Below are 23,903 nucleotides of genomic sequence, written 5' to 3' on the forward strand. Positions count from 1 at the left end.
TCATGCTATATGCAGACTTGATCTGGGCGTTTTATTTTAAGTGACTTTATGGCTTATCGGTTTAACCTAAGTCATTTTTATTTTTGAGTTGCTGGCGTTAACTTAAAGACCTTTTCATTTTCACCTAACCACTGGCGAGCAACTTGGTTTATATCGTTAACACTTAATGTTTTTATAATGGCAGGATCAGTGAGTAAACGCTGATACTGTTGGTCATCCGTTGCAACTTGAGCAAGAGCATCTGTCCAATAACTTGCACTGTCATTCACCTGTGAATTTTCAGTTAGCCAGATATTTTTAGCCTCTTGTAACTCTTTCTCTGTAATACCTGACTGCTTAACTTCATTCACGACTTTACGGGCGAGAGTGATTAATTCATCTGCGCGCTCAGGTGATGCTGTAAAATTTAAACGACCGGTATAGTAGCTTGTAGGCACTTTCGTTAACATTTCAGAGAACCCAAGTGAATAAATCCCACCAGCTCTTTCACGTAGGTTGAGTCTTAAACGTTGGCTGATCACTGTATCCAGTAAATTAAGCGCAAGTACTTGTTGTTGTGACCATTGAGCTGGCGCTGCATATTGAATACTTACCATACTCTTATCACTGCTTGCGATAGGGTATGTTTTGTTAAATGAAGTCAGCTTTGGATTAATGGCAGGATCTGCCCAGAATAGACGCTGTTCAGAGCGTGTTGGGAGACTTGCAACCCAGCGTTCAATGAGAGATTTTACCTGATTAATATTGACAGGACCACTGATAACTAATGTCATATCAGCAGGTTGTCCTAAGATCATTTGGTTTGTTCGCTGTAATTGTTGAGCAGTAAACTGTTTCCAAGCACCTTGCGGAGAAATTACTAAACGATCGCCATTTTGATAGCTTTCTTTATTGATATTATCCAAGAAAGTACGTTCAACGGGTGTTTTTGAAATACCTAATGCCATCGCTTGCTTCTGTTGCTCTAACTTCTCGCCATTAAACTGTGGAGATGTAATTTTTAGATGCATCAATGTTAGCAAGGTTTCTAGTTCATCAATTGGCGCTTCGCCACGGAAACCATGGAATAATAGTTCGCTGTAAGGGCGCAAACTAATTTGGTGTTGCTTGGTAAATAGCGCTAATTCACGTGCATTATAATTACCATATCCACTTACTTCGGGTAATTTTAATGCCCATTGCACCATACCTAAGCTTTGATTTGTTTCAAGTGAAGAGCCGCCCGGAATACGTAGTGAAACTTGAATATTATCTTTGAGATAACTGTCATTTTTCACAATCACTTTTACATTATTGCTCAGCGTCCATTCTTGCGTTTTTTCAATCGGAAGTGATTGTGTTGAAACAACTGAACCCGTGAGCTCAGGTTTAATATCGAGTACAACGGCTTGAGTTTTTAGGGTAAATGCTCCCGGGTTTGATTGTCTAATTTCTTGCCAACGTTGCGCAGCTTTAGTTGCATTGAACAAATTAGCATCATTATCAGGGCCAATCACCGCAACTCGTGGTGATGATTGTTTTAGATATTGAGAAAAATAAGCTGACAATGTTTCAGGGGTCACTTTATTGATTAATTGATAGCTTAAATTCAGTGCCTGTTTTTTCGTTTGAATTGGCATATCCAATTCAATGGCTGTTGTGATTTGGTTGGCCAAATAATCGTGCTCATAGCGCTCTTCACCTGCAGCTTGTTGGCTTAGGCGTTTTAGCATTGCGTTACGGGCATTATCTAGCTCTTCTTGAGTCACTGGAACAGAGGCGAGGCGTTGAACTTCTGTAAATAAGATATCTAATGCACCTTGGTAATCATTACCTTTAGGGTGCGCAATCATCAATTGTTGTGAACGACGAGAGTCTAACATTGCGCCTTGTGCATTAGCGCTAATAGAAGCCATTAAGCCATTATCAACAATAGTGGAAAAACGTTGATTTAAAATTGATAGCCATAATGAATCCATTAAATCTTCATATTGACCTTGGCGACTATTTAAAGGTGCTGGCAAAGTACGTTGCAAGGTGAACTGTAAAATACGCGAACCTTGCTCTTTGTCGAAAATCGTTTTGACCAGTAGATCTTTATGATCAATAAAATTGTGCCAAGAAGGATCATCAATTCCTTTATTTTCGCTATTTTTAGCGTTAAACAGCTGCTTAATATCAGCAATAGCGTCACCCTGATTAAAGTTACCAACCAGTACTAATGCCATTCTTTCTGGTTGATACCAAGTATCGTAATAGCGTTTTGCATCTTTCACATCGCCATGTTTAACGATTTCTAAATCACCAATAGGGTCACGGTCTAGATAACGGCTACCGTAATAACGCAATTCCTCTAACTGGCGGTTAATACGAAAACCGATACCTTGGCGCAAGCGCCACTCTTCAACAATAACCGGACGTTCTTTATCAAATTCAATAGGGTCAAATGTCATTTCAAATGCCCAATCAGATAAGATCTTTAACCCCGTTTTAATTTGGATCGGGTTTGCATTCGGTAATGACAGTTTATAAGTCGTCGCATTTAAACTTGTCGCGGCATTAACATGGCTACCTAATTTCATGCCAAGGCTTTCAAGTTGTTTAAAGCCCGTTGTTCCCGGAAAATGAGTGGTACCTTTAAATGCCATATGTTCAGTAAAGTGTGAAAAACCAAGCTGTTTTTCATCTTCTTGAACAGAACCACTTTTTACCAAAAGACGCATTTCAACACCGGTTTGTGGGCGTTGCAGTAAGTAGACGTCTAAACCATTATCTAGGGTAAAATGACGAACATCAGGCCGTAGTAATAGTGTACTTTTGTCATTTTGATTAGGAGTGCTTGTCGCACACCCTAAAAGTGAAAGACTGACTGAAACAATCAGTAATTTACGATACATATTCGGTAACTCCAGCAGGTTGAGAGGAGGACACGGTAGGGGCTTTGAGTGAAATCACATTATCTGCAATCACATGTGTAAAGCGCTGGTGGCTGACTAACGCAATGCCTGCGGTTGGCAGATGTTGTTTTAGTAGCTGCAACATGTTTAATGCATTTTGTTCATCAAGTGCAGAAGTGGTTTCATCTAATAAAATAAGTTCAGGTTTATTGAGTAATAAGCGGGCAAAAATAAGACGTTGTTGCTCACCGCCTGATAGACGTGTTGTCCAATCCGTTTCAAGTGAAAGTTGATTTTTTATTTTGTCTAAGCCCACCAAATGAAGTGCATCTTCATACTCTTTAGCGGAGAATTGATTAGGCTGACAAGGATAAGCGAGCAAACTGTCTAAACGTGCAAAAGGCAGATACATACGTTGTGGGATCCAACACACATTGGGTGAACGTTGAATTTCCCCTTTGAAATAAGGCCAATGCCCACTTAATGCTCTAAGCAGTGTTGATTTACCTAAACCAGAGCAACCTTCAATAACGGTTAACTCACCCGCTTTTACAGAGAAGTTAATATCTTGGATTAACAGGCTGTCATCTTGCATAAACAGAGAAAGATTAGCTTTTAATTTAGTCTGTTTATCGTTTAAATCAGCGACTTCTGGCTCATGATCGTGCTCTAAAAGCACCACAAAATTATAAAGACGTGTCACTGTTGCTTGCCATGCAGCAATCTCTTTATACGAGAAAATAAACCAGCTTAATGCACCTGCAACACTAGAGAATGCTTGTCTTAATTGCATTAATCCCCCTAGCATTAATTCGCCAGCAAGGAATTTAGGTAAGGCAAAAATAATCGGTGCCATTGCAGTGGCTTGTTGATAGCCGACAGTGAAGAATGCAAGATTTCTCTCGTAGCGGATAAGGTTATTCCAGTTACGAATAACCCCTAAAAAGCGGCTCATTAATTCGTTGCGATCACTGATTTCACCACGCTGACCGGCAATTGCATCGCCATGTTGTTTACGGGTGATGAGGGCAGTACGGTAATCAGCCTCTTTGCGCTGTTTATCCATATTAATCTTACGCAAGGGTGAGCCAATAAACTGCGTAATGGTTATCCCGATAATGGTATAGATAATACAAGCCCAGAACATATACCCTGGAATTGTCCACTCACTTCCTCCTAATGTGAAGGATATAGCGCCAGACAGTGACCAAAGAATAGTGGCAAAAGAGATAAGCGTTAGTAATGAGTGCAAAAATGTGACAGTTAAACGCATTGTTGATTCGATCAGTAAACGAATATCTTCTGCAATACGCTGATCGGGGTTATCAGGCTCTTGTGATGTCAGCCTTAACATGTAGTGTTTACTGTTTTTTGATAACCAGCGATCAAGCACTTGTTCAGTCATGCCTTCGCGCCAGCGAATAACCATTTTTTGGCGTAAGAAATCGCCCATTACTACGACAGTAATTAATCCTGCAATAATAATGACAAATTGTTGAAGAAGCTTGTAGAGAGCTTGTCCATCAAGTTGTTGTAATGCGTTATAGAAACTACCATTCCATTCATTCATTTTGACGTTAAACCAGACAGATGACAGGGTTAAGGTCAAAGAAACTATCAATAGAAACCAGCAGTAAAGGGCGGCACGCCGCCCCCAAAAAGGTGAAACTAAATAGAAAAATTGTTTTATTGTTTTCATTGCTTATTGGTCATATTTTTATTGTGTATCGACTTGGTTGCTCACATTAACTTCGTCAATTTATTAATAGTCGTAGCTGATTTGTAACCAGAACTGACGGCCTGGTTCATACGACTTGTATTCTTTATCTTTGTAAGTAAAGTGATCAGCAACGTTTCGAGTATTTAATACGTTGTTAACTTCAATTGACACACCAACACCATGAGCAAACTCAGGTTGCCAGCTTAGTTTGGTATCCCAAGTAAAGCGGCTACTGTAGTTCTGTTTTTTATAGGCATAAATATAACCCGCTTCAGGTGTTTTAATTGGGTTGCCGTTATTGGTTTTTTCTGCTTGAGAGCGCCAGCTATTCCATTGTAATTGGTTAAACCAAGTCACATTCCATTCATCCCAAACACTTGTAAGATCTGCTGTGACTTTTAATGGAGAATTGAAGTTACCAGAGGGTAATTCTTTGGCATCAATGATTTTTCCGTCATATAGCACTTTGTTTCGGTTAACGTTTTGAGTATTTGGACTAAAGTCGGCATAACCTGAATCTTTAGGGGTATTGGTTTTGCTTTGTTGCCAACTTATTGAAGCATTAAAAATATGGTCAGCTTGTGCTAATTCCCAAGGCTGGCTATTTTTCACCGATAAAGTCACAGTATCGTGTGAACTACGACCCTTGTTATTGAATGCACGAATATTCATTTTTTCGTAATCAGTGCTACCTGGATATTTTGTATCACTACGCACTTCATCACGACCATTACGATGAACGTATTGTAAACGCCAAGTGGTTGAGGCGATTTCTTGTTGCAAGCCGAGTGTCAGCTCATCGTTGTAAGGCGTTTTTAAAGAATCTAGACCGTCAAAGTCTGTACGGTTATTCCAATTGGCATTAGGTGATTCGCAATCGAAGTAACAGTGTTGCAAGCCTGCATTTTGTGCCCCATACAATGCATAAGTTAACATGGAGCGGCCGTAGTAACGGTTTACACCACCGATTAAGAGCGTATTGCCTGTACCCCAAATATCATAAGTACCACTTAAACGAGGTGAAATATTGTTTCTTTGAACAAAATCATCTCTATCTAAACGAATACCAGGACGCAGTGTTAAGCGTTTATATTGAATATTATCATCAAGATAGATTGCATAGTTTGTATAGGTTGCACTATGGCTTCCTGATCGGAAGCGTGTTGTATTTGAACGTCCGCCACTCCACTCGTTTGTATCGGGATTAGTTATTCCTGTATAGAAATAACTATAAAAATCTTTATCTCTGATATAAGAGCCTTTAGTTCGAGCAACTTCAAAGCCTGTTGTGGGCTGGTGTATGGTTGAGCCTAAGTCGAACGCGTTAAAGCGCATTATCGCTTTAGTGCTTACGGTTTCTTGATTACTCTTTAGATCACCCTGACCCCCACTGTTATAACTTGTTGGTGTTGACCAACCAGTAATTGCATCATCTAAACGAATAAAGTAATTTTGATCATTCGTTCGTTTATCTTCTAGTTTTTGATAACCCGTTGTTAATTCTAATATTCCGAGATCTAATTTATGTTTATAAAGCGCAGTGAAACTTAAACCATTATGCTCATTATCATAGCCTGAGTTATAGACTGAACCTGAGAATAAATAGCTTTTATAACGCGCGATATTACTTGATAAATCAAGAGATTGGGTCTCTGAAATATCCCAAGAATATTTAATAAAATAGTTATCTGAGGTACGAGTTTGGTCGCGATAACCTGCGTTTTGTTCAACTTGTTCTAATTGATAGTCAGGTGTGTGAATAAAACCACCCGCACTACTCATCATCATCGGAATAGTTGATTCACGGCGAGAAGCAGAGAATATTAAACCTGTATGCTCAGTTAACCCTGTTTCAAACCAACCACCAAAGTTTTGTTTATCGTATTTTTTCTGGAAGCGAGCAGGATTACTAAAATCATTATTGGCTGTATCAAAATTCAGTTTTGGATCAGTAAAAATATTGTTCCAGCTTGAGCGCGTTGTGCGGTAATAGGCATTGGCATGAGTTTCGCCTGACCAGCGACGGCTTTGTACTTCGACAGTCCCGCCAGTAAAACCACCAAACTCAACAGGAATGTTGTTATCGTAAACCGCGACGCTATCAATTAAGCGACTATCAAGATACATACCTTGCTCATCACTACTAATTCGAGTGTTGGTTTCTCCATTACCTGAGTTTGCTGGGTCAAAGTCATTATTAAAGCTGACACCATCAAGCTTATAGGAGTTTTGATAACTACTAGAGCCATGAATAGAAATACGTGAAGGTTTAATTTCACCCTGATTCATTGATGTGCTGTCATTATTGGAAAACTGAACAGCAGGGTTACTTTTCAGTAAGTCAGTTACGTTTCCATCACCGGTATTACGCTGTTTTATCTCTTCAGCGGTGATGTATTGCGGAGCGGAAACGACATCGGTAGCTGGGTGATAACTGCTACCAACACCGGTGACTTTAACTTCAGGAATAACAATCGCGTTAGTTGTGGCGAGAGGACGAATAACAAATCCACTTCCTTGTGGAATAATTTCTAACCCACTACCAATTAAGACTTTTTGTAATGCAGTTTGGGTTTCAAATTGACCTGAAAGTGCTGGAGCACGCAGGTTTTTAACCGAATTTGCATCAAATAAAATTTGGACTTGCCCTTGTTTTGCAATGGCACTTAATGAATCAGCCAAAGACTGTTCTGGTAAAGCCACTGAAACGGTAGATGCATAAGCGCAAGGTGCAGCAATAGTGGTACTTATTAGCAACGCTAGTAGAGACCTCTTAAGGGTCCCTTTTTTGTTATTCATTTTCATTTCACCAATCCCATTTACTAACTTAATAATTGTTGTTACTAAGGAAGAGGGTGAAATGAGAATTATCCTCACCTGTAAAAAAGAATATTTTTCATTTTTCTTTTTACTTATTGATAATTAAGGCATTATTTTTATCAGTAAAAACGACATTAACCGGCAATATAAGTGGAATTGCGGTAATAAAGTCTTTGGCATCATTTATGTTTGCTATTCCTGAGACTTTCATTTCGGCAATTTCGGGTGAGGAAATTTGAATATTGATATCAAGATAAGGTTTGAGTTTGGCTATCACTTCATTCAATGGGCGCTCAAAGAAATGCAGTTGGCCAAAGCGCCAACTTCCCACGGAATCAATGTTGACCGAAGAGATAACAAAACTGTCATTTGCTAATGTGCTGGTGGCTTGAGAGCCAGCATACAAATAGGCTGGGGACGATTTTGGTGTTGCTTTTACTTCAACAATCCCTTCATGGACAGCTACGTTAATTTGGTGGTTATCATAGCGACTAACTTCAAATTCAGTGCCGACAACTTTAATTAATCGAGTATCCGCATGAACATAAAAAGGACGATAAGAATTTGATTTTACTTTGAAATAGGCTTGTCCTTTATCTAGCCATAGCCTTCTTTCTTCTTGCACATAAGCCACTCTTACCTGTGTATTTCTGTCTAAATAGACTTTAGAGCCATCAGCTAAGGTCATTTCTTTCGGTAAGTCGCTGGTTGCAAGCGTCATATTATCCATCAGTAATGCAGGTAAATGACTATAAGGAAGATATAAAACAGTGAGTAAACAAAGAGTAGCAGTGGTGTGGATCATTGGACGCCAAAGAGAGCGTTTTTTCTTTTCGACTGTGGCTATTGTTGGTCGTGGTAATGCATCGCATTGACGCCAGAGCCCCGCAATATCTTGATATGCTTGTCGGTTTACATCATTTTCTATCCATATTTTAAATGCTTGGCGTTGTTTAGGAGTCATCCTTTGGCTGTGTTGTCGGGTGAACCAAAGGGCCGCTTGCTCATCAATAGAGTCGTTGAGTAATTTATCATCATTTTCTAAAAAAAGATGATCTGCTCCCTCATCTGTGTGAGGTTTAGTTTCCGGTATATTTTTTTCCGGCTTACTCATCATTCGTGCATTTCTCCTGTCCTGCATCGACATATCTTTTGCAATGTAATAGGGCAGCCGCAATATGTTTTTCCACCATACTGATTGAGATTTCCATTTGCTCTGCAATTTCGCTTTGTGATAGTCCATCAAAACGATAAAGAACAAATGCTTCTCGACGGCGTGGAGGCAATGTTTCAATTGCTTCACTAAGTAGATCTAAACGCTGTTGATGCTCAAGGACATATCCCGGATCAAGCTCCGTGGCATAACTTTGAGCTGCGTCATCTAGTTCATAATCATCCTGATAGATATCTTTTTGCTTTTGATTTTTTCTCCAATGGTCAATCAAAACGTGGTTCGCTATTTTGAACAAAAAAGCACGCTGTTCTTGCACTGGTGTTTGTTCTTTTCTGTTTAGCCATAGTGTAAACACATCTTGAGACAAATCATCTGCATCATGGTAATTACCCGTACGTTTGTGGAAAAAACGCACAAGTTGTCCATAGGTTGATTGATAGGCACAACTAATTTTTTGTGCCAATGATTTATCGCTAGCCATAATCTCTGGTGTCTAAAAAAGAGTGAAATAATAAGCTCTTACTGCTTCTCATGAGAACAAGTTATGATAATTATCAAGCTAATTTTTTATTGTATTATTAATAATAAGCAATATCATTTGTGTTTGTATTATGCCTATAATTCATCAGAAAGAAAATCAGAGGCAAGAATTATGAGTAGTATGTCGGCGACTTTTTCACGCCGTGGATCATTTTCTATTGGTGGGTTCACTGCCAGTATTTTATTTCATGCAACGTTAGTTGTTGTCGCTATTGGCTGGATAACATCTAAAGATGAACGCCATGGCGTTTTACCACCCGCAATGACAATGGATTTAGGTATCTATCAATTAGCTCAGGCAGAAACAAAAGATGTTCCTGTTGGGCCTGAGAAAGTGATGTCTGTTCCTGAGCCTGCAGAGACAGAGCCTGAACCTATCAAAGAAGTATTGGATTTACCTAAAATGCCAGTTGTAGCGCAAGGCACTTATGAGCGCATTCCAGAAAAACCGAAAGTAAAGCCAGTGGTTAAACCTAAACCGGTTGCAGTAAAAGTCCCTGATGATCTTCCTGTCTCAGAAGCGCCATCAGATGTAACAAGCGCACCAGTTTCAGGCTCTAATACAAGCAGTAGTGCTCAGTTTAATAGTTTATCTTCCTCTTCTGTAAGTGGACAGATAGGATGGGAAAGCTTGATCCATAGCCATATTAATGCTTATAAACGCTATCCTCGAACAGCACTGCGCTTTAAAGCAACGGGCGTGACACAAGTTTCTATTGTGTTAAATGCAAAAGGTGAGTTATTAGATGTGAAAGTGGAAACATCATCAGGAAATCGCATTCTTGATAAAGAGGCTTTAAATACAATTAAACGCGCTTCGCCATTTCCCGCACCTGAAAGCTATCGTTTAGAAAATGGTAATGTTTCGTTTACTGCGCCTTTAAGTTTTGATTATAAACAGAACAGTTAACCAAAACGTTATGTGCTAGATCTGAAAATATAAAAAAGCAGAGAATAATCTCTGCTTTTTTATTATCGAATACCGTAAATAAATTCGATTATTTGCTCATACGCTTGTACTTCATGCGACGAGGCTGAATAGCATCGTTACCTAATGTACGTTTTTTGTATTCTTCATATTCAGTAAAGTTACCTTCAAAGAATTCTACTTTACCTTCATCTTGGTAATCGATGATATGTGTGGCAATACGGTCAAGGAACCAACGGTCATGGGAAATAACCATCGCACAACCAGGGAACTCTAACAGGGCATTTTCTAATGCACGTAAAGTTTCAACGTCGAGGTCGTTGGTTGGTTCATCGAGCAGTAACATATTACCGCCAACTTGTAGTAGTTTAGCAAGGTGTAAACGACCACGCTCACCACCAGAAAGTTCGCCAACACGTTTACCTTGGTCAACGCCTTTAAAGTTAAAGCGGCCAACATAAGCACGACTTGGAATTTCAAAGTTACCAATACGCATAATGTCTTGGCCACCAGAGACTTCTTCCCAAACCGTTTTACTGTCATCCATGCTGTCGCGGAACTGATCAACAGATGCTAACTTAACAGTATCACCTAACACTAAAGTACCTGAGTCTGGTTGTTCTTGACCTGAGATCATTCTAAATAGCGTTGATTTACCCGCACCGTTAGGGCCGATAATACCGACAATAGCTCCTTTAGGAATAGAGAAGCTTAAATCATCAATCAGAACGCGATCACCATAGGATTTTGTTAGATTATTAATTTCTAACACTTTATCCCCTAAACGTGGTCCAGGTGGAATAAAGAGTTCGCTGGTTTCATTACGTTTTTGATAATCAACGCTATTCAGTTCTTCAAAGCGAGCCAGACGAGCCTTACCTTTTGCTTGACGACCTTTAGGGTTTTGGCGGATCCACTCAAGTTCTTTCTGAATAGATTTATGGCGAGCTGCTTCGGTTGCTGCTTCTTGCTCAAGGCGTGCGTCTTTTTGCTCTAACCATGAAGAGTAGTTACCTTCCCATGGAATACCTTCACCACGGTCAAGTTCTAAGATCCAACCCGCTACGTTATCAAGGAAGTAACGGTCGTGCGTGATTGCAACAACAGTTCCTTCATAATCGTGTAAGAAACGTTCTAACCAAGCCACAGATTCTGCGTCTAAGTGGTTAGTGGGTTCATCTAATAACAGCATATCTGGTTTTTCTAACAGAAGACGACAGATAGCGACACGTCGACGTTCACCCCCTGAAAGTTTCTCAATTTTAGCGTCCCATTCAGGTAAACGCAGTGCTTCTGCTGCACGCTCTAATTGGTTTTCAAGGTTATGACCATCATGAGATTGAATAATCGCTTCTAGCTGACCTTGTTCTTTTGCTAATTTATCGAAATCAGCATCAGGATCGGCATAAGCCGCATAAACTTCATCAAGGCGGTTTAATGCGTTTTTCAGTTCGCTGACGGCTTCTTCAACGGCTTCACGTACGGTATGTTCAGGATTTAATTTTGGTTCTTGTGGTAAGTAACCAATTTTAATCCCTGGTTGTGGACGTGCTTCACCTTCGATATCAGTATCAATACCTGCCATGATGCGTAGTAATGTTGATTTACCGGCACCATTAAGACCAAGCACACCAATTTTCGCGCCCGGGAAGAAGCTGAGTGAAATGTTTTTAAGGATATGTCGCTTAGGTGGGACAATTTTCCCGACACGCAACATACTATAAACGTATTGAGCCACTATAATTACCCTTTGATTATAAAAGAGGTTTTATCTGAGGTGTCACTTTTCGCGCTAAAAACAAATTTTTTGTGATTAAGCTACGTGTTTATGGCACCAAAATGAACAATAGCAAAGTCAATGTCAGTATTTGCCAAAGACCCGAAAATGATGAAAGTCGCCAGTATACCCGATTTATAAAAGAAAACCTTAGTCAAAAGAGAGGTTTTTATCTACCTTTCCTACTTCCTCTGAAAGTAATGAAAATTTCTCTTAAATAAGGGAACTTACATTGTTAATGATTATCATATTAGCTAATGTATTCAGTCTTTGGTGGTTCTATTTGAAGTGGGAGAAATTACGTGGTGAAGCAAACATGGTCATTAGCAGTAGCAATAGGCGCATTGTGTTTTTCTACATGGACACAAGCAGATTCATTAAGTGAACAACGTGTTCGTTATCAAGAAATTAAAGCTGCATGGGATCTTAAAAAAACAGATGAAGTAGAAAAATTACTCCCAACATTGCAAAGCTACCCACTTTATCCCTATTTGGAATACCGTCAAATTACGGACAATCTTGATGTGATTGCACCAGCTGTAGTCACTGAATTTGTAGCTAAATATCCTACATTACCACCAGCAAAAGCACTTCCCTCTCTATTTGTAAATGAATTAGCAAAACGCCAAGAGTGGCAAAACTTACTGACTTTTAGCCCAAATCCACCTAACCCTAAGGCTGCAAGATGTAATTATTATTATGCAAAATGGGCAACAGGCGATATTCAAACCGCGTGGGTAGGTGCTAAAGAAGCATGGCTAAATGGCACCTCAATGCCATCAAGTTGCGATCCTCTTTTTGATGAATGGCAAAAGGCGAATCAATTAACGCCAGAATTAGTGTTAGAGCGAATTAACTTAGCGATTAAAAATGGTAATACGGGACTTGCTGCTTACTTGGCACGGCGTCTTCCTCAGAATTATCAAACCATTAGCGATGCCTTGGTTGAATTACAAGACTATCCAAACTTAGTGGGGCGCTATGCAACCGCTCTTTCACCGACAGATTTTTCTCGCTCAATCATACAATCTGCATTTTCTCGTTGGGCAAGAAAAGACGCAGATGCAGCTCGAGCACAAATTGATAATATCGCACATGCCCAAAAAATGACGGCAAGTGAACGCCAATTAATGCGTGATACCGTAGCATGGCAATATATGCCTTACGCAACACCAGAGCAGGTAAAATGGCGTGATAGCGTTATTCAAGACACTGCATCTGATACATTGCGTGAGCGTCGAGTACGACTAGCATTAAGCCAAAACCAACCAACTGAATTGGCATTGTGGTTAGAAAGACTCTCACCTGAAAGTAAAAATAAGGAAGAGTGGCGTTATTGGCGTGCAATGGTGTTGCAATCACAAGGTAAAAACAGTGAAGCACAAGCTATTCTAGAAGCGCTGACACAAAATCGTGGTTTTTACCCTATGGTTGCAGCGACCAAATTAGGTAAGCCTTATGTGATGGTGATAGATAAGGCGCCAAGTGTTTCACCAAGTATTCCGAATCAGCTAGAAGTACAGCGCGTTCGTGAGCTAATGTATTGGCAAATGGACAACTTAGCGCGATCAGAGTGGGCAAACTATGTTGCTTCACAACCAGCGCAAATACAGGCTGAATTAGCGCGTTATGCGTATGAGCAAAAATGGGCTGATTTAGCAGTACAGGCCACGATCACAGGGAAAATGTGGGATCATCTAGAAGAACGTTTCCCTCTTGCTTGGAAAAATGAGTTTGAGCAATACACGAAAGATAAATCGATAGACCGTAATTATGCGATGGCAATTGCTCGTCAAGAAAGTGCGTGGAACCCACAAGCACGCTCTTCAGCGGGTGCAACAGGTTTAATGCAGGTAATGCCAAAAACGGCCGAATTTACGGTAAAACAAGCGGGTATTACGGGTTATGTCAGTAGTGCTCAGTTAACAAATCCTGTGAAGAATATTGAGATTGGTACGGCTTATCTTGATTCTGTCTATCAACGTTTTAATCAAAATCGTATTTTAGCAAGTGCCGCATATAATGCAGGGCCTGCGCGCGTTGATCGTTGGTTATCTGATGCAAATGGTCAATTAGATGCGATAGCGTTTGTTGAAAGTATTCCTTTTGCTGAAACGCGAGGTTATGTCAAAAATGTACTCTCTTTTGCTGTTTTCTATAGTTATTTTGCGGGTGAACAGCAGCCTGTGCTGACTGAAAATGAGTGGAATAGTCGTTATTAAAAGATAATAACGCGGATTTATCGTCGGAGCCTCTTTGTACATTAGCAAAGTATGTTATATTGTGTACTAGTTAATGAGTGTGGCAAAAAGAGGTTCCCACGATGCAAGATCCTGCATTATCACCTGAAGAGAATGAGCACTGGCTAAGATTTGTTGCGTTATTACAACATGCTTTTGAGCAAGATGTGCAATTTCCTATTTTACAACTTTTAATGACACCCGATGAACGTAGTGCTTTGGCAACGCGAGTTCGCATTGTGCAAGAGCTAATGCGAGGCGATTTAAGTCAACGTGAGTTAAAAGAAGAGTTAGGCGTTGGTATTGCCACCATCACTAGAGGCTCTAATAGTTTAAAAACAGCGCCACATGACGTGAAATTATGGCTTGAAAAAGAGCTAATGACAAAAAAATAGTCGCGTTGTTATGATATGAACTAGAGTGATAAAAAAGCCATTTAATTATTTGATTAAATGGCTTTTTTTGTTTCTTATTTATCTAAAAGCTGATTTATCTAAAAAAACGTATCAGATTAATTATTAATCTTCTTTTTGATTGAGTTCTTTATAGATATCATGAGTGACGGGCACTAATGCTAGCACTAATGCTTGTTGATACACAGAAGTACGACTGAGTAGGCCATCAGTAAAATAACCAATCGCACCACCGCGCTGTTTAATATTGTCAATCTTTGTTAAGAAAGCCATTTCATCGCCAAGCTCGCGACCTTCACGGATCCCTTTTAAGATCTGTTCTGGTAGCATAAGGCTTGCAGAGCGTGATTCTCCACGAATTTGACCATGTTCGACAACAATCCAAGCAAAGGTCATATCATCTTCAATACCGGCTTCGACGCCAACCCAAAAATCAGCTTCAGGGCGAACTTGACGAGCCGCCATCACACGTTGACGTGCGCCAGTTCTCGTTTCTGTATTTCCGATAGGTTGCTGTGGAACACGACTATCGACATTAATATCTTCAATATCAAAGGTATCTTTACCGAATACTTGCTCAAAGGCGAGTTTTATCGCGTTGATTTTTGCTGGATTCGTAGTGGCTGCAATGACATGATACATAATGAATTAATCATCCTTTGAAAAATTAGAGCAGTATAACGGAAAAAATGTATGTTACAGGTCTATCTTGTTCGCCACGGTGAAACTGAATGGAACGTGGCGAGACGTATTCAAGGGCAATCTGATAGCCCACTAACTGCAAATGGTGTGCGTCAAGCACAGCAAGTTGCTGAAAAAGTAAAATCAGCAGGCATTACCCACATTATCTCAAGCGATCTTGGCCGCACTCGTCAAACGGCAGAAATCATTGCACAAGCCTGTGGCTGTGAAGTGATAACTGACCCACGTTTACGTGAACTAAATATGGGCGTTCTTGAACAGCGAGAGATCGCAACATTAAAGACACAAGAAGAGGCTTGGCGCAAGAGTTTGATTGATGGTACACCTGATGGACGAATTCCCCAAGGAGAATCAATGGTAGAATTAGCAAGTCGTATGCAGGCTGCGCTAAATCAATGTCTTGATTTACCCGAAAATAGCCGTCCTCTCTTAGTCAGTCATGGTATTGCTTTAGGGTGCTTACTGAGCACAGTGTTGGGATTACCTGCATATGCAGAACGCCGTTTAAGATTGCGTAATTGCTCGATTTCACGTGTTGACTATCAAAATAGCCCTTGGCTTGCCAATGGTTGGGTGATTGAAACGGCAGGTGATGTAAGTCATCTTACTGATACTGCACTAGATGAAGTTCAGCGCTAAAAAATAAAAGCTCTCTTTTTTATATCACAAAGAGAGCTTTTTATTATGCGTTTACATCTTCGCGTTTAATGGGAATGTAATATTCAAAACGTTCGATATGATCTTGTGGCTCAGTCACCATCTCATTGCTGTAACGCACATTTTTAAGATAGTATTTTTCAACGTCATAGCCTTTACGGCGTGTTAATCCCATATTGGGTAAACAGACACCATAAATTAGGAATAAAAACTCCTGCATTGCGCCTCGTTTCGCCTCACCTTCAAAATCAAAGCGAATATAATCACCGCCAGCGAGAGAGACTTCATTTGCTGCATCATCATCAATAAACGTTGCGTAATCTGGCTCAACGGCAGTTGTATAAAGTACGCGTTGTTCGTCTTCATGCTCATCGCTATGTTGGGCGTGATGAAGCCCATACACTTGATGAGGAACGGCGCTTATCTTACTCATATAGTAGCGCCAGAAGGTTTGACGCATGTTAGAGCAGGCTTCAGCCCATTGCTCAAGGGTATGGCTGCAAGTTTGCTCAATACCAATTAATTTCTTCTCAGATAGCGTTACAAATTCCCATTTAGGTAAATTTTGAGGATCTAAGGTAATTGGTGGACAGATTCCTACCGCACACCATTCATCAGAACGGCGATAAAGAGCGGGTGTTCTATCAAATTGCTTTTTAAAAGCACGGGTAAAAGTCTGTTGAGAATCAAAACGATATTGCAAAGCAATGTCTAAAATAGGGCGGCTCGTTAAACGTAATGCAACGGCTGCACGAGATAGACGCCTTGAACGAATATAAGAACCAATCGCTTGTCCTGTAACTTCTTTAAACATGCGTTGTAGATGCCACTTGGAGTAACCCGCTTTAGTTGCGACATTATCGAGGGATAATGGCTTATCTAGGTTACTATCAAGCCAAGCGAGCAAATCACGTATGATGTTGGTTTGATCCATACATCTCCCTTAGTCATATTCGTTTATTTATTGCTGTAGATGGTAAATAGCCTGAACATCTATAACAAGTTATATTGTTAGACAATCGTAAAATATAGTCTTTTTCATCGACTAATGTACACAAATTCTTCTATCAGTTAGTCATGGATTGTTTTATTCTAGACGGAATTATTTTCTCATCTTTTCAATGGAACAAGGTAAATATGTTAAATTTCAAAAAGATGCTAGCAGTATCTATCTTACTCCCTTTTTCTTTGATGGCAAAAGCAGAAGAAATTGGCTACGTGGATACTGTATTTAAGTTTTTTGGCGCTAACCATAAAATTGTGATTGAAGCATTTGATGATCCTGAAGTTAAAAATGTCACATGTTATTTAAGCCGAGCAAAAACTGGGGGTATTTCAGGAAGTTTAGGTCTTGCTGAAGATACTGCTGATGCGGCTATCTCTTGCCAGCAAGTAGGACCTATCGAACTCAGTGAAAAGGTTATTAAAGGGAAAAATAATGGCGATGTTGTTTTCCAGAAAAGAACATCACTTGTATTTAAAAAGCTTCAAGTTGTGCGTTTTTACGATAAACAGCGCCACGCTCTGGTTTATCTGACTTACTCAGATAAAGTCATTGATGGCTCGCCAAAAAATGCGATTAGTGCAGTACCTATTATGCCGTGGAAAGAGTGATTTTTATTTGCTAAAGAAATTAATGGTTAATAAAATTAATACGAATAAGGTTTAAAATATTTTTTAAAAAGAAGTTATATTTTTTTTCAAAACAGTTGCTGAGATCAATTTTCACCTTTTGTTATTTTATTAACTCTTCTTTAGATAAAAGAAAACCCCCGAATATCATTCAGGGGTTTTTTTATTTAGTTAAGTGCTTGAGGTTGGATCAAATCACTCGTCTAAATCACCACAGAAGCGATAACCTTCACCATGAATTGTTGCAATGATTTCTGGTGTATCTGGTGTTGATTCAAAATGCTTACGAATACGACGGATGGTTACGTCAACAGTACGATCATGAGGTTTCAGTTCACGGCCTGTCATTTTCTTCAGTAATTCTGCACGAGTTTGGATTTTTCCTGGGTTCTCGCAGAAATGTAGCATCGCACGAAATTCACTGCGTGGTAATTTATATTGTTCACCAGCAGGGCTGATTAGTGAGCGACTGTTAATATCAAGCTCCCAACCATTGAATTTATAGCTTTCAACTAAACGACGTTCTTCCGTGCCATTAACTAAATTCATGGTACGTGACAGTAAGTTACGTGCACGAATCGTTAATTCACGAGGGTTAAATGGTTTAGTAATGTAATCATCGGCACCAATTTCTAGGCCTAAGATTTTATCCACTTCATTATCACGACCTGTTAGGAACATTAATGCAACACTTGCCTGTTCACGTAACTCACGAGCAAGTAATAGCCCATTTTTACCAGGAAGATTAATGTCCATAATGACCAGATTAATATCATGATCAGATAGAACATTGTGCATTTCGTTGCCATCAGTGGCTTCGTGTACGATATACCCTTCAGCTTCGAATATGCTTTTCAGGGTATTACGAGTAACAACTTCGTCTTCAACAATCAGAATGTGCGGGGTTTGCATATTTGCTACCTAAAATTACCAAAAATAGAAAAAGGAAATCTGTGTTTAACTTCTGTGTGCGTTTGTGTGGTTATTCATTTTTGTTATTAGCACGTAAAAACTAGACCCAGATTGAAATTCGATAAATAACCATCACGTTATTACAAAACTTGCAATTTTAATCGACAATGAACGCTAAAATCAGAATGCAAAACGCCCATAGTCTATTAACAGCAATATAACACCAGTTGTATTAAATACCATCTAAAAAGCTAACTTTTGTTGACACATATCAAAATCAAGATAACAGCTTAACCTTGATTTCAATAGTTAACTATATAATTTGATTTATGTAATGTAAAAGAAAAATATATGTTAAATATAGTGGGGTTTATTTTTTTTTCCAGTTTTGTTACACAAATTAAAGTAGCATAAAATACATTATTCCATGTAAAAGTACAAATCCCCAAATACCCCTAAAATGGTAGCTTTATTTTCTTTGTTTATCCCTTTGTGATAGCAATATCTATACTACAATAGGGGTAAGGATCGAATATATTTTATTTAAGTTGAATTTATTTTTTGATGAAAAAAGAGAAAAAGTTTGACATCTCTCTCGCTTTGCTTTAACCAGTATATAGTCAAACTAATTTTGAGACAGACAGGATAGTTATGCGTATTTACAGCCCAGCTAAAATGACAATTATTACCACCACCACCGGAATCTTATATTGCGGGGCGGGCTGTCGCATATAAAAAACGAAAATCGAAAAAGCCCGCATTGAGAAATGCGGGTTTTTTTTTGGGTGAAAAATCAGGAGAGCTGTATGCGAGTGTTAAAATTTGGAGGAACTTCAGTTGCCAACGCCGAGCGTGTGCTGAATGTTGCTGATATCGCTGAGAAAAAAAGAGAGCAGGGACAAGTCGCTCTCGTATTATCAGCACCAGCCAAGATAACTAACTACTTGGTTGCAATGATTGAAAAAACGGCAGAAGGCGAAGATCCTCTCACTCAAGTACGAGAAGCCGAGCAAATTTTTGCCAACTTATTACAAGGTCTAAGAGAAAAACAGCCAGGTTTCGATTATGAACGCTTAAAAGATAAGGTTGAGCGTGAATTTGCAGAGATCAAACATATTCTTCATGGGATCTCTTTATTAGGCCAATGCCCTGATAGCATCAATGCAGCGATGATTTGTCGTGGTGAAAAGCTGTCTATCGCCATTATGGAATCTGTTTTACAGGCTCGAGGCTACAATGTCACTGTAATCGATCCAGTCAAAAATTTGCTCGCACAAGGTCATTATTTAGAATCTACTGTTGATATTCCTGAATCTACTCGTCGCATCTTAGAACTCAATATCGCAAAAGACGATATGATTTTAATGGCAGGTTTTACTGCGGGTAATGAGAAAAATGAACTCGTGGTATTAGGCCGTAATGGTTCAGACTACTCCGCTGCTGTATTAGCTGCTTGCTTACGTGCAGAGTGTTGTGAAATTTGGACGGATGTTGACGGTGTTTATACTTGCGATCCTCGTTTAGTTCCTGATGCACGCCTGTTAAAAGGCATGTCATATCAAGAAGCGATGGAACTCTCTTACTTTGGTGCTAAAGTACTTCACCCTCGTACAATTGCACCTATTGCCCAATTCCAAATTCCTTGTTTAATAAAAAACACAGGCAATCCAGATGCTCCGGGTACATTAATTGGTGATGGTCAAAAAGACGATAGTACCCCCGTTAAAGGGATCACTAACCTTAATAATATGGCGATGATCAACGTATCTGGCCCCGGAATGAAAGGTATGGTGGGGATGGCTGCTCGTGTATTCTCTGTTATGTCGAGAGCGGGTATTTCTGTTGTCCTGATTACGCAATCTTCTTCTGAATACAGCATCAGCTTTTGTGTGCCACAAAAAGAACTTATTAGAGCGCAAAAAGCATTATCAGATGAATTTTATTTAGAATTAAAAGATGGTGTACTAGATCCATTAGATATCATGGAAAACGTCGCTATCATCTCTGTTGTCGGTGATGGTATGCGTACTTTAAAAGGGATTTCAGCGCGTTTCTTCTCTGCATTAACTCGTGGCAATATTAATATTGTAGCTATTGCACAAGGTTCTTCCGAACGTTCAATTTCAGCCGTTATCGCTAATGATTCAGCAACCAATGCTGTGCGCTTGTGCCATCAAATGCTTTTCAACACCAATCAAATTGTTGAAGTCTTTATTGTTGGTGTTGGTGGTGTCGGTAGCGCGTTAATTGAACAGATCCATCGCCAACAAGCATGGTTGAAAAATAAGCATATCGATCTTCCTGTATGTGGCATTGCTAACTCAAGAGCCATGCTGACAGATATGCAAGGTATTGATTTAGATAATTGGCAACAGGCTTTAAAAGAAGCCAAAGAGCCATTTAGCTTTAGCCAACTTATTCGTTTAGAAAAAGAGTACCACTTCTTAAATCCAGTGATCGTTGATTGCACATCAAACGAAGAAATTGCGCAACAATACGCAAATTTCTTACAAAATGGCTTTAACGTGGTTACACCAAACAAAAAAGCGAATACGCTGTCGATGGATTATTACTATCAAATTAGACAAGCAGCGGAAGCTTCACGCCGTAAATTCTTATATGACACTAACGTAGGTGCAGGTTTGCCTGTTATTGAGAACTTGCAAAACTTGCTAAACGCAGGCGATGAGTTAGTTCAATTTAATGGTATTCTTTCAGGATCATTATCTTACATTTTTGGTCAATTAGATGAAGGTAAAAGCTTATCTGAAGCGACTTTTTCAGCAAAAGATAAAGGTTTTACTGAGCCAGATCCTCGTGATGACCTTTCAGGTATGGATGTTGCGCGTAAACTGCTTATTTTAGCGCGTGAAGCGGGTTATAAATTAGAATTAAGTGATATCGATGTAGAGCCTGTACTGCCTGCTTCATTTGATAGCTCTGGTGATGTAGCAAGCTTCTTAAATCGTTTACCTCAAGTTGATGTTGAATTTGATGCTAAAGTCGAAGAAGCACAAAAAGCAGGTAAGGTATTACGTTATGTTGGCATTATCAATGAAGGTAAATGCCAAGTTAAGATAATGGCAGTTGATGCAAATGATCCTCTGTTTAAAGTGAAAAATGGTGAAAATGCTTTAGCCTTTTACACTCGCTACTATCAACCTATTCCATTGGTATTACGTGGATATGGTGCTGGTAATGATGTTACTGCTGCTGGGGTGTTTGCAGATGTATTACGTACCTTATCATGGAAATTGGGAGTTTAAGCGTGGTTAAAGTTTATGCACCAGCATCAATAGGCAACGTGAGTGTTGGATTCGATGTCCTTGGCGCGGCAGTTTCACCTATTGATGGGCAATTACTGGGTGACTGTGTCACTGTTGAAGCGGCTTCGGCATTTACACTTGAAAGTAAAGGGCACTTTGTTGGCAAACTACCTTCAGATCCTAAGCAAAATATTGTGTACCAATGTTGGCAGTTGTTTTGTGAGAAGTTAGGCAAAGTACTTCCTGTTGCAATGACACTTGAGAAAAATATGCCAATTGGTTCTGGCTTAGGATCAAGTGCTTGTTCTGTTGTTGCGGCATTGGTTGCGCTTAATGAATTTGCTCAAAAGCCTTTTGGTGAAAGGCAATTGCTGCTGATGATGGGCGAGCTTGAAGGACGTATTTCAGGTAGTGTTCACTATGATAATGTTGCGCCTTGTTATTTAGGTGGGCTACAACTTATTTTGGAACAAAATGGCACTATTTGTCAGTCTGTACCAACTTTTGATGATTGGTATTGGGTTATGGCATATCCGGGGATTAAAGTTTCTACGGCAGAAGCTAGAGCGATTTTACCAAAACAATACTCTAAAGCTGACATTATTAACCACGGTCGTTATTTATCTGGCTTTATTCATGCTTGCCATACTCAGCAATCAGGATTAGCCGCTAATTTGATGCAAGATGTGATTGCTGAGCCTTATCGCACTCAACTTCTTCCTGGGTTTGAAAAAGCCAGAGAGGCTTCGCAGAAGAAAGGCGCATTAGCTTGTGGCATTTCAGGCTCAGGGCCTACCATTTTTACGATTAGTGATTCATTAGAAATCGCACAAGAGATGGCCGAATGGCTGAAACAAAACTATGTACAAAACAGTGAAGGCTTTGTACATATCTGCCGTATAGATACGCGTGGCGCAAGACAGATAGGGTAAGTCATGAAATTATATAATTTGAAAGATAATCAAGAGCAAGTCAGTTTTGCTCAAGCAGTAAAACAAGGTTTGGGTAAACAGCAAGGGCTCTTTTTTCCACAAGACTTACCTTCGTTTTCTAAAGCTGAAATTAATGAATTATTAGCACTTGATTTTGCAACACGTAGTAGCCGTATTTTAACGGCCTTTATTGGTGATGAAATTCCTGCTGATGTATTAGCAAAACGTATTAGCACAGCATTTGCATTCCCAGCACCAGTAACCCAAGTTGAAGATGATGTGAGTTGTTTAGAGCTTTTCCATGGCCCAACACTGGCATTTAAAGACTTTGGTGGTCGCTTTATGGCGCAAATGTTGTCAGAAGTTGCTGGCAACCAACCAGTGACTATTTTAACGGCAACATCAGGCGACACGGGGGCAGCTGTTGCTCATGCTTTCTACAAATTAGAAAATGTACAAGTCGTTATTCTTTATCCTGAAGGAAAAATCAGTCCGTTACAGGAAAAACTGTTCTGTACATTAGGTGAAAATATTCACACTGTTGCAATTAAAGATGACTTTGATGCTTGCCAATCATTAGTAAAACAAGCTTTTGATGATGAGTTCTTAAAGAAAACAATGTATTTGAACTCAGCAAACTCCATTAATATCAGCCGATTACTTGCTCAAATTTGTTATTACTTTGAAGCGGTTGCCCAAATTCCAGCAGAAAAACATGAACATCTAGTGATTTCAGTGCCAAGTGGTAACTTTGGTGATTTAACGGCTGGTTTATTGGCAAAATCAATGGGATTACCTGTTAAGCGTTTTATTGCTGCAACAAACGAGAACGATACTGTTCCTCGCTATTTAGATAATGGTAAATGGGAGCCTCATCGTACTGTTGCAACACTTTCTAATGCAATGGACGTTAGCCAACCAAATAACTGGCCACGTATTGAAGAATTGTATCGCCGTAAAGGTTGGGATCTTTCTGATCTTGCTCATGGTTCAGTGAGTGATGAAACAACAGAAGAAACAGTGCGTGAACTTGCGAAGAAAGGCTATATTTCAGAACCGCACGCTGCGATTGCATATCGTTTACTGCGCGATGAACTTCAAGATGGTGAATATGGTTTATTTTTAGGAACGGCTCATCCAGCGAAGTTTAAAGAAAGCGTTGAACGTATTTTGGGTGGTGAATTACCATTACCTAAAGAGCTTGCAGAGCGTGCAGATAAAGAGTTACTTTCACATTTCTTACCTGCTGATTTTGCTCAATTACGTGCATTTTTGCTTGAACGAGCACCTAAATAATTTGATATATATTTAATT

General features: G+C 39.5%; 17 protein-coding genes and 1 other annotated feature. Of the genes, 8 read left to right on the forward strand and 9 right to left on the reverse strand.

Annotated features, from left to right (window positions below; translation table 11 throughout):
- Positions 1-77 precede the first annotated feature (77 nt).
- The 5 genes from NBG71_RS11100 to NBG71_RS11120 all read right to left on the reverse strand — a co-directional run bounded on the left by NBG71_RS11100 (position 78) and on the right by NBG71_RS11120 (position 9,071).
- Positions 78-2,876 (reverse strand): M16 family metallopeptidase, encoded by a 2,799-nt coding sequence (locus NBG71_RS11100; RefSeq protein ID WP_099659997.1) that lies wholly within the window; start codon positions 2,874-2,876, stop codon positions 78-80.
- Entirely contained in the window at positions 2,866-4,575 is a 1,710-nt protein-coding gene (locus NBG71_RS11105; RefSeq protein ID WP_075671369.1) for an ABC transporter ATP-binding protein/permease, read from the reverse strand. Before NBG71_RS11105 ends, NBG71_RS11100 begins: the two co-directional genes overlap by 11 nt.
- Positions 4,576-4,638: 63 nt before the next feature.
- The gene (locus NBG71_RS11110; protein ID WP_211838834.1) at positions 4,639-7,401 is read right to left on the reverse strand and encodes a TonB-dependent receptor; all 2,763 of its coding nucleotides are present in this window, start codon (positions 7,399-7,401) and stop codon (positions 4,639-4,641) included.
- Between the two features lie 103 nt (positions 7,402-7,504).
- On the reverse strand, positions 7,505-8,533 hold the full coding sequence (locus NBG71_RS11115; protein WP_250916858.1) for a FecR family protein: 1,029 nt from the start codon (positions 8,531-8,533) through the stop codon (positions 7,505-7,507).
- Positions 8,523-9,071 (reverse strand): RNA polymerase sigma factor, encoded by a 549-nt coding sequence (locus NBG71_RS11120; RefSeq protein ID WP_075671365.1) that lies wholly within the window; start codon positions 9,069-9,071, stop codon positions 8,523-8,525. Before NBG71_RS11120 ends, NBG71_RS11115 begins: the two co-directional genes overlap by 11 nt.
- Before the next feature lie 171 nt (positions 9,072-9,242).
- Here NBG71_RS11120 and NBG71_RS11125 point away from each other — a divergent pair, with 171 nt between their 5' ends.
- A complete protein-coding gene (locus NBG71_RS11125; RefSeq protein ID WP_075671363.1) occupies positions 9,243-10,040 on the forward strand; it encodes an energy transducer TonB in 798 nt (265 codons plus the stop codon).
- A gap of 88 nt (positions 10,041-10,128) precedes the next feature.
- On the opposite strand, the gene ettA is transcribed toward NBG71_RS11125, so the two are convergent.
- The gene (gene ettA, locus NBG71_RS11130; protein ID WP_036932999.1) at positions 10,129-11,796 is read right to left on the reverse strand and encodes an energy-dependent translational throttle protein EttA; all 1,668 of its coding nucleotides are present in this window, start codon (positions 11,794-11,796) and stop codon (positions 10,129-10,131) included.
- A 341-nt stretch (positions 11,797-12,137) separates the two neighbouring features.
- Between ettA and sltY the strand changes: the two genes are divergently transcribed.
- The gene (sltY, locus tag NBG71_RS11135; RefSeq protein ID WP_075671361.1) at positions 12,138-14,057 is read left to right on the forward strand and encodes a murein transglycosylase; all 1,920 of its coding nucleotides are present in this window, start codon (positions 12,138-12,140) and stop codon (positions 14,055-14,057) included.
- Between the two features lie 101 nt (positions 14,058-14,158).
- Positions 14,159-14,470, forward strand: coding sequence for a trp operon repressor (gene trpR / locus NBG71_RS11140; RefSeq protein WP_075671359.1), 312 nt, complete (start codon positions 14,159-14,161; stop codon positions 14,468-14,470).
- Positions 14,471-14,593: 123 nt separating this feature from the next.
- Here the strand turns inward: trpR and yjjX are convergent, their stop codons facing one another.
- Entirely contained in the window at positions 14,594-15,130 is a 537-nt protein-coding gene (gene yjjX, locus NBG71_RS11145) for an inosine/xanthosine triphosphatase (RefSeq protein WP_023580954.1), read from the reverse strand.
- A gap of 51 nt (positions 15,131-15,181) precedes the next feature.
- Here yjjX and gpmB point away from each other — a divergent pair, with 51 nt between their 5' ends.
- Entirely contained in the window at positions 15,182-15,829 is a 648-nt protein-coding gene (gene gpmB / locus NBG71_RS11150; RefSeq protein ID WP_109419250.1) for a 2,3-diphosphoglycerate-dependent phosphoglycerate mutase GpmB, read from the forward strand.
- Positions 15,830-15,872: 43 nt separating this feature from the next.
- On the opposite strand, the gene robA is transcribed toward gpmB, so the two are convergent.
- On the reverse strand, positions 15,873-16,781 hold the full coding sequence (robA, locus tag NBG71_RS11155; RefSeq protein WP_075671355.1) for an MDR efflux pump AcrAB transcriptional activator RobA: 909 nt from the start codon (positions 16,779-16,781) through the stop codon (positions 15,873-15,875).
- A gap of 221 nt (positions 16,782-17,002) precedes the next feature.
- Here robA and creA point away from each other — a divergent pair, with 221 nt between their 5' ends.
- A complete protein-coding gene (creA, locus tag NBG71_RS11160; RefSeq protein ID WP_171455359.1) occupies positions 17,003-17,461 on the forward strand; it encodes a protein CreA in 459 nt (152 codons plus the stop codon).
- Positions 17,462-17,674: 213 nt separating this feature from the next.
- On the opposite strand, the gene arcA is transcribed toward creA, so the two are convergent.
- Complete coding sequence (gene arcA / locus NBG71_RS11165; protein ID WP_006535263.1) at positions 17,675-18,391, reverse strand: two-component system response regulator ArcA; 717 nt, start codon at positions 18,389-18,391, stop codon at positions 17,675-17,677.
- A gap of 663 nt (positions 18,392-19,054) precedes the next feature.
- Positions 19,055-19,175: a sequence feature (Thr leader region), on the forward strand.
- A 22-nt stretch (positions 19,176-19,197) separates the two neighbouring features.
- Between arcA and thrA the strand changes: the two genes are divergently transcribed.
- The 3 genes from thrA to thrC are packed head-to-tail and all read left to right on the forward strand — an operon-like array spanning position 19,198 to position 23,885.
- Positions 19,198-21,657, forward strand: a complete 2,460-nt coding sequence (gene thrA, locus NBG71_RS11170; RefSeq protein ID WP_250916859.1) for a bifunctional aspartate kinase/homoserine dehydrogenase I — start codon at positions 19,198-19,200, stop codon at positions 21,655-21,657.
- Entirely contained in the window at positions 21,639-22,589 is a 951-nt protein-coding gene (gene thrB, locus NBG71_RS11175) for a homoserine kinase (protein ID WP_075671351.1), read from the forward strand. The genes thrA and thrB overlap by 19 nt, the downstream gene beginning before the upstream one ends.
- A 3-nt stretch (positions 22,590-22,592) precedes the next feature.
- Positions 22,593-23,885, forward strand: a complete 1,293-nt coding sequence (thrC, locus tag NBG71_RS11180; RefSeq protein ID WP_250916860.1) for a threonine synthase — start codon at positions 22,593-22,595, stop codon at positions 23,883-23,885.
- The last annotated feature ends 18 nt before the right edge of the window (positions 23,886-23,903 follow it).

It is taken from the genome of Proteus sp. FZP2095 (assembly GCF_023701425.1).
Taxonomy (GTDB): domain Bacteria; phylum Pseudomonadota; class Gammaproteobacteria; order Enterobacterales; family Enterobacteriaceae; genus Proteus; species Proteus cibarius.

Excerpts from the sequence above, each read along its gene's own strand:
- NBG71_RS11105 (WP_075671369.1), bottom strand. The coding sequence starts at position 4,575 with ATGAAAACAATAAAACAATTTTTCTATTTAGTTTCACCTTTTTGGGGG.
- robA (WP_075671355.1), bottom strand. The coding sequence starts at position 16,781 with ATGGATCAAACCAACATCATACGTGATTTGCTCGCTTGGCTTGATAGT.
- NBG71_RS11110 (WP_211838834.1), bottom strand. The coding sequence starts at position 7,401 with ATGAAAATGAATAACAAAAAAGGGACCCTTAAGAGGTCTCTACTAGCG.
- creA (WP_171455359.1), top strand. The coding sequence starts at position 17,003 with ATGCTAGCAGTATCTATCTTACTCCCTTTTTCTTTGATGGCAAAAGCA.
- arcA (WP_006535263.1), bottom strand. The coding sequence starts at position 18,391 with ATGCAAACCCCGCACATTCTGATTGTTGAAGACGAAGTTGTTACTCGT.
- yjjX (WP_023580954.1), bottom strand. The coding sequence starts at position 15,130 with ATGTATCATGTCATTGCAGCCACTACGAATCCAGCAAAAATCAACGCG.
- NBG71_RS11100 (WP_099659997.1), bottom strand. The coding sequence starts at position 2,876 with ATGTATCGTAAATTACTGATTGTTTCAGTCAGTCTTTCACTTTTAGGG.
- thrB (WP_075671351.1), top strand. The coding sequence starts at position 21,639 with ATGGAAATTGGGAGTTTAAGCGTGGTTAAAGTTTATGCACCAGCATCA.
- thrA (WP_250916859.1), top strand. The coding sequence starts at position 19,198 with ATGCGAGTGTTAAAATTTGGAGGAACTTCAGTTGCCAACGCCGAGCGT.
- thrC (WP_250916860.1), top strand. The coding sequence starts at position 22,593 with ATGAAATTATATAATTTGAAAGATAATCAAGAGCAAGTCAGTTTTGCT.
- NBG71_RS11115 (WP_250916858.1), bottom strand. The coding sequence starts at position 8,533 with ATGATGAGTAAGCCGGAAAAAAATATACCGGAAACTAAACCTCACACA.
- gpmB (WP_109419250.1), top strand. The coding sequence starts at position 15,182 with ATGTTACAGGTCTATCTTGTTCGCCACGGTGAAACTGAATGGAACGTG.
- trpR (WP_075671359.1), top strand. The coding sequence starts at position 14,159 with ATGCAAGATCCTGCATTATCACCTGAAGAGAATGAGCACTGGCTAAGA.
- NBG71_RS11120 (WP_075671365.1), bottom strand. The coding sequence starts at position 9,071 with ATGGCTAGCGATAAATCATTGGCACAAAAAATTAGTTGTGCCTATCAA.
- NBG71_RS11125 (WP_075671363.1), top strand. The coding sequence starts at position 9,243 with ATGAGTAGTATGTCGGCGACTTTTTCACGCCGTGGATCATTTTCTATT.